Here is a 7,054-nt window from a genome sequence, read left to right on the forward strand (position 1 = left end):
AATTTTAATAGAATAAACTGATTATCAAATCAATAATCTTGATCCCGATAAACGGAACAATTACACCGCCCAAACCATAGATCAGAAGATTTCTTCTCAACAATGCACTGGCACCGATTGGTTTGTATGCAACTCCTTTTAAAGCCAGCGGAATCAGAAACGGAATAATCACTGCGTTAAAAATAACAGCAGATAATATGGCTGTTTCCGGGCTATGAAGATTCATAATATTCAATTTCTGAAGAGAAGGGATAAATGTGATGAAGAGCGCAGGAATAATGGCAAAATATTTAGCAACATCATTCGCAATACTAAAAGTAGTTAATGTCCCTCTTGTCATCAGCAGCTGTTTCCCGATCTCAACGATTTCGATTAGCTTCGTAGGATCATTATCCAGATCTACCATATTTCCCGCTTCTTTTGCTGCCTGGGTTCCGCTGTTCATGGCAACACCTACATCTGCCTGAGCCAGAGCCGGCGCATCATTTGTTCCGTCTCCCATCATCGCAACCAGTTTTCCTTCCTGCTGTTCTTTTTTGATGTAATTCATCTTATCTTCCGGCTTAGCTTCGGCAATGAAATCATCAACTCCAGCTTTTTCTGCAATGAATTTTGCGGTTAAAGGATTATCTCCGGTTACCATTACCGTTTTCACTCCCATTTTTCTGAGTCTCTGAAAACGCTCCTGAATTCCTGTTTTAATGATATCCTGAAGTTCAATTACGCCCCAGACCTTTTCATTAACAGCCACTACCAGGGGAGTTCCTCCGTTTTCAGAAATTTTGGTAACGGCGTCCTGTGTTTCCTGTGGGAAAGTATTCCCGGTTTTCTCAGTCAGTTTTTTTATCGTATCATATGCTCCTTTACGGATTCTTGTTTCCTCAAAATCAATACCTGAGGTTCTTGTTTCCGCCGTAAAATCAATATAGGTAGGATTGGGAACCAACAGATCTTCAGATTTCAATTGGCTCAGCTCTATAATTGATTTTCCTTCCGGAGTTTCATCCGCTACGGAACTTAGTGCAGAAGCTCTAATAAAATCTTCAAGCTGGATCCCGTTAGCAGGGTGAAATTGTGTTGCTTTACGGTTCCCAATTGTGATGGTACCTGTTTTATCAAGCAGCAAAACATCAATATCTCCTGCTGTTTCTACGGCTTTTCCACTTTTGGTAATCACATTGGCTCTTAATGCCCTGTCCATACCTGCAATCCCGATTGCAGAAAGCAGACCACCGATTGTTGTCGGAATGAGACATACGAAAAGAGAAATAAATGCCGCAATGGTTATCGGAGTCTGCGCATAATCTGCAAAAGGCTTTAAAGTGAGGGTAACAATTATAAATGTCAGGGTGAATCCTGCTAAAAGTATGGTTAATGCGATTTCGTTTGGTGTTTTTTGTCTTGATGCTCCTTCTACAAGAGCAATCATTTTATCTAAGAAAGATTCTCCCGGTTTGGTTGTTACTTTTACTTTAATTCTGTCTGACAGAACTTTTGTACCTCCTGTTACAGAACTTTTATCTCCTCCGGCTTCACGGATAACAGGAGCACTTTCTCCGGTAATAGCAGATTCATCAATGGTTGCCAATCCTTCAATGATCTCCCCATCCATCGGGATTTGATCTCCGGCTTCACAAAGGAAAATATCACCTAGTTTCATTTCGGCAGACATTTTAAGAGTAGTCTCTACCTGAAATCCGGGTTTGTTTTCAATCACAAGCTTTGCCGGAGTTTCTTCTCTTGTTTTTCTAAGGGTATCAGCCTGTGCTTTTCCTCTTGCCTCTGCAATGGCTTCTGCAAAATTGGCAAACAGAACGGTGAAAAATAAAATTATAAATACTAAAAAATTATAGGAAAAGCTTCCCTGGGTTTTATCACCAGTCAGGCTGAACATGCTTACTATAAACATGACAACGGTTCCTACTTCTACCAGGAACATCACTGGATTTTTAAACATAATTTTCGGATTCAGCTTTACGAAGGACTGTTTTATGGCTTCGTTTACCAAATCTCTCTGAAATAATGTTTGTGACTGATTTTTCATTTTTTTGAAAGAGTTTATATCATTATCAATCAATAATAACCATTAAGGTGAACCAAAATTATAAGGAAGAGAAATGGATAATATTAAAGTGAACGTTTCGGTAAGTGTCAGACTAGTTTTTCCTCAAACATTTCAGCTTCCTTAATGGTATTGTATTGATTTTAATTTTTATTGTTCATAATTTATTTTGAGAAATACTGGATCTGTTCTGCAATAGGTCCTAACGTTAATGCAGGGAAGAATGACAGCGCTGCAATAAGTAAAATAACTGCCAGAGTCATAAAACCAAAGGTGGCTGTATCGGTCTTCAATGTTCCGGAACTTTCCGGAATAAATTTCTTCTGTGCCAATAATCCTGCAATGGCTACCGGCCCTATGATCGGGATAAATCTTGATAACAATAGAACAATTCCTGTTGAAATATTCCACCAAGGGGTATTATCTCCCAATCCTTCGAATCCTGATCCGTTATTGGCTGAGGAAGAGGTGAATTCATACAGCATTTCACTAAATCCATGGAACCCCGGGTTATTTAATGTCTTTGCACCAAACTCTGGTAAATAAGCAGTTAGTGCGGTTCCTACAAGAATTAAGAAGGGGTGGAATAATGCAACAATCATTGCAATTTTCATTTCCTTGGCTTCGATCTTTTTTCCCATAAATTCCGGCGTTCGTCCCACCATTAAACCACTGATAAATACAGCAAGAATGATAAAGATGAAATAATTCAGAATTCCTACACCGCAGCCTCCGTAGAAGCAGTTGATCATCATAGCCAGCAGCTCATTCATACCTGATAGCGGCATTGTGCTGTCATGCATTGCATTTACGGATCCTGTTGAGATCACTGTAGTTGCAATGCTCCAATATCCGGATGCGGCACTTCCAAAGCGGATCTCTTTGCCTTCCATAGCTCCCAGACTGCTGTCTGCTCCCATTTTTGTAATTAAAGGATTACCGTTTGTCTCATTAATGATATTCGGAACGGCAAGTGCCAGAAAACCAACCGTCATTACGGTAAAGATCACCCAGGAAAGTTTTCTTTTATTCAGATAAAAACCAAGAGCAAATACCAGCGCGAATGGAATGATCATTTGTGTGATCATCTCTGTCATGTTGGTGGTATAGTTAGGATTTTCAAGCGGATGTGCTGAATTCGCACCAAAGAAACCACCTCCATTCGTTCCAAGATGTTTAATTGCAACAAAAGCAGCAACAGGGCCTCTTGAAACGTCTACCTTCTGTCCTTCCAAGGTTGTGATATGATCTTTTCCTTCAAAGGTCATCGGGCTTCCGTTCATAGACAGGATAAAAGCTACAATCACACTTATCGGAATCAGAATTCTGATCATAGATTTAATGAAAAAATCGTAGAAATTTCCTAATTCCGTACTCGTCTTTTCTTTAAAGGCCTTGAAAAGGACTGCCATTGCAGCCATTCCTGTTGCAGCCGTTACAAACTGTAAGAACATCAGATAGAGCTGGCTCAGATAGCTTACTCCCGTCTCTCCTGAATAATGCTGCAAATTACAATTGACCAAAAACGAAATAGTTGTATTAAAAGCCAGATCAGGAGACATATTTGGATTCCCATCCGGATTCAGAGGAAGCCAGGACTGGTTGAGCAAGAGTAAGAATCCTATAATAAACCAAACCAGGTTAATCGTCAGCATAGCATACATATTCTGCTTCCAGTTCATCTGACGATGGGGATTGATTCCCGATAATTTATAAATTAACTTTTCAAACGGCTCAAAAACCGGATCCAGAAAAGTTTTTTTGTATCCATACACATTAGCGATGTATTTACCTAAAAATATTCCGATAACTAATGTGATCACAAACATTGCTATAATGCCTAAAATTTCTGTATTCATGACCGATTAAAATTTTTCAGGTTTCATTAAAACATAACAGATATACACAAAGGCAAGTATTGAAAGGAAAAATAAACTCCACATAATTTATATTCTATCAAAAAATTCAACTGATTTATATAAAAGCCAATACAATACTGCAAACAGCAGAATTAAACTTATAAGCATCATATCTTTATTATTAAAGTTAAAAGAGTCAACAATACATACGATACAATCAGCAGGCTAAAAGTGGCATGCTCCCGTTTCTTAAACGTTTTTCTTGAAATTGTCATTTTTAAATATTTTATTCAGATATTATATGCCAAAAGAAAGTCCAATCTGAAAACAAAATCAATAAAATACTGTATTACAGATAGTTAAACATATAAAACAAACCTTACAAAAACAAAAAAGCCTATCAAAATGATAGGCTCGTTATTAAAATGATAAAATAGGTTTATTTTAGTCCATATTCTTCCAGTTTACGATATAATGTGGCAATACCGATCTCAAGAAGTCTGGCAGCTTCTGCTTTATTTCCTTTTGTATACTGGAGTACTTTTTGAATATGTACTTTTTCCAGAGATCTTATGCTTAGAGAATCGCTTTCTGCAGCAACTTTTTCAGAATAATGAGGAAGACTCTCAGAATCCAGAATATTATTATCCATTAAAATTAAGCTTCTTTCCACTGTATTTCTCAATTCTCGGATATTTCCTTTCCAATCATTCTTTTCAAGGGTTTTATAGTAGTCCGGGCTTACCTGAACTGATGATAAATGAAGTTTATTAGAAAAAACGTCAATAAAATTCTTAGCAAGTGTTTTCAGATCTTCCTTTCGGTTTCTTAAAGCGGGAAGAGTAATTTCAAACACGTTCAGCCTGAAATAAAGATCTTCTCTGAAATTCCCAAGCTTAATCTCTTCTTCCAGATCTCTGTTGGTTGCTGCTACTAATCTGAAATCAGATTTTGAAACTTTCGTTTCACCCATTTTTATAAACTCTTTCGTTTCCAGAACACGAAGCAGCTTGGCTTGAAGTTCTATCGGCATTTCTCCTATCTCATCAAGAAACAGAGTTCCGCTATTTGCCTCTTCAATTAAGCCCTTTTTATCCTTCAAAGCGCCTGTAAACGCCCCTTGCTTATGCCCGAAAAGCTCACTTTCCAGAATCTCTTTACTGAATGCCGAGCAATTAATTGCTACAAAACTGTTTTTCTTTCTTTCACTACCTTCATGAATGGCACTAGCAAACACTTCTTTTCCTGTGCCGGTTTCCCCTGTTAGCAATACTGCTGCATCCGTTAATGCTACTTTTTCAGCCAGTTTCTTAGCTTGCAAAATAGCAGGAGACTTCCCTATAATCTGGTCAAACCCTTTTGTTGTTACCTGCTGAATTATTCTTGATCTGTTATCTTTAGCCTTATCAAGTGCTTTATATACAAGCGGAATAATTTTCTCATTATCATCTCCTTTCACAAGATAGTCATAAGCACCATTCTTCATAGCCTGAACAGCATCTGTGATATTACCAAATGCCGTCATCAAAATGATCTCCAAATGCGGATATTTGGTTTTAATAGACTTCACCAGTTCCACACCAAAAGCATCTGGTAAGCGGACATCACTAAGAACAACATCAAAATCGTATTGCTCCAGCATCGTCATAGCAGAGCGAGCCGTAGAAGCTTCTTTTACATTAAAATTTTCTTGGGAAAGGATCATCCCTAATAACTTAAGGAGCTTGATCTCATCGTCGATGATCAAAATGTTTCCGGACATTATAATTATTTTTGGAAAACTGATACAAACTTATTGAAATTATTTGAGTAAAATGGGGTTATACAAGGAAATAGTTTTATAAACACACACTGAAACCTCAGGAGCTATTTCCCGCTATCCGCTCATACTCCTCGCTCCTGGCTTCCCATATCATCTTTCCCCTCGTTTCCTGTCTTGCTGCGGGGTAACCGCTGCTATCGGGGCTAAAATAAAGGTACAGCAAGATACAAGATCCTGGTTACCTATTTGAAGAATAATCTTATGTGCACTGTATCTATTCATTATCATACCATAAGGATACAGACTCTAAAAAATTACAATATGCTTTGATTATTATGCTTTGCTTCACTTCTCAGTCTTTGTCATACTGCAGGAATCTAGCCAGTGTTATCCATAAATATTATCTCATCAATGTTAGGGTACGATTTAAAATAAGAAGTATTCTATTTTTTCTTATTGTTTAGATCCTTACAGGATGATAAATACGGTAAGACAAACAAAAGTAATGATACTAAGCAACATATATATGATAAAAAGGATATGAATAAAAAGTAGTTTCTAATGAGCCACAAACATTTGTATGATATAGTCGTTTGCTTTACTCCCCAGTCTTTGTCATTCCGTAGGAAGCTCAATAACGTTATCTATAAATATTATCTTATCAATATTTAATATATGATTTAAAATAAGAAGTATTCTATTTTTCCTTATTGTTTAGATCCTTACAGGATGACAAATACGGTAAGAGAAACAAAAGTAATGATACTAAGCAACATATATATATGATAAAAAGGATATGAATAAAAAAGTAGTTTCTAATGAACCACAAACATTTGTATGATATAGTCGTTTGCTTCACTCCTCAGCCTTTGTCATTCCGCAGGAATCTAGCCAGCGTTATCCACAAATATTATCTTATCAATGTTAGGGTACGATTTAAAATAAGAAGCTTTCTATTTTTCCTTATTGTTTAGATCCTTACAGGATGACAAATACGGTAAGAAGGGATTACAGATTCTTATAATACTTACAAAAGTAGTTCATAATAAAAAAGGAACTGTACCGATGGGGATAGAATAAGTATTGAATAGCTTGGATCCCTCCGGGATGACAAAGTGGGAATGGTAAACGGTAATAGGATATGAAAGAAAGAAAGAAAGAGATAAAATATAAAAAGAGAGTAAATACTGATGTAGAATACAAAAAAGATAAAAAGTGGAATACAAAAACAGTAAAAAGTATAAACCAAAAAAAAGTCTCATGCAATATGCATGAGACTTTTAAAAATAAAATAAAAACTGGCGGCGGCCTACTCTCCCGCGTTAGCAGTACCATCGGCGCTGGTGGGCTTAACTTCTGTGTTCGGAATGG

The 7,054-nt window shown here is 37.0% G+C and carries 4 protein-coding genes; 1 reads left to right on the forward strand and 3 read right to left on the reverse strand.

All coding sequences use genetic code 11. From position 1 onward, the window contains the following. Positions 1 to 4: 4 nt before the first annotated feature. The 3 genes from kdpB to F3J23_RS16415 form a co-directional block, all read right to left on the reverse strand. The gene (kdpB, locus tag F3J23_RS16400; protein WP_167031404.1) at positions 5 to 2,044 is read right to left on the reverse strand and encodes a potassium-transporting ATPase subunit KdpB; all 2,040 of its coding nucleotides are present in this window, start codon (positions 2,042 to 2,044) and stop codon (positions 5 to 7) included. Between the two features lie 182 nt (positions 2,045 to 2,226). Next, positions 2,227 to 3,921 (reverse strand): potassium-transporting ATPase subunit KdpA, encoded by a 1,695-nt coding sequence (kdpA, locus tag F3J23_RS16405; protein WP_167031406.1) that lies wholly within the window; start codon positions 3,919 to 3,921, stop codon positions 2,227 to 2,229. Between the two features lie 439 nt (positions 3,922 to 4,360). Beyond that, a complete protein-coding gene (locus F3J23_RS16415) occupies positions 4,361 to 5,683 on the reverse strand; it encodes a sigma-54-dependent transcriptional regulator (protein ID WP_167031408.1) in 1,323 nt (440 codons plus the stop codon). Between the two features lie 1,141 nt (positions 5,684 to 6,824). On the opposite strand from F3J23_RS16415, the gene F3J23_RS16420 reads away from it, so the two are divergent. Then, positions 6,825 to 7,054, forward strand: a 230-nt coding sequence (locus tag F3J23_RS16420) for a hypothetical protein (protein ID WP_167031410.1), incomplete at its 3' end; no start/stop codon positions are given.

Origin of the sequence: Chryseobacterium sp. Tr-659 (assembly GCF_011752975.1) — a bacterium.
GTDB lineage: Bacteria > Bacteroidota > Bacteroidia > Flavobacteriales > Weeksellaceae > Chryseobacterium.

Excerpts from the sequence above, each read along its gene's own strand:
- F3J23_RS16415 (WP_167031408.1), bottom strand. The coding sequence starts at position 5,683 with ATGTCCGGAAACATTTTGATCATCGACGATGAGATCAAGCTCCTTAAG.
- kdpB (WP_167031404.1), bottom strand. The coding sequence starts at position 2,044 with ATGAAAAATCAGTCACAAACATTATTTCAGAGAGATTTGGTAAACGAA.
- kdpA (WP_167031406.1), bottom strand. The coding sequence starts at position 3,921 with ATGAATACAGAAATTTTAGGCATTATAGCAATGTTTGTGATCACATTA.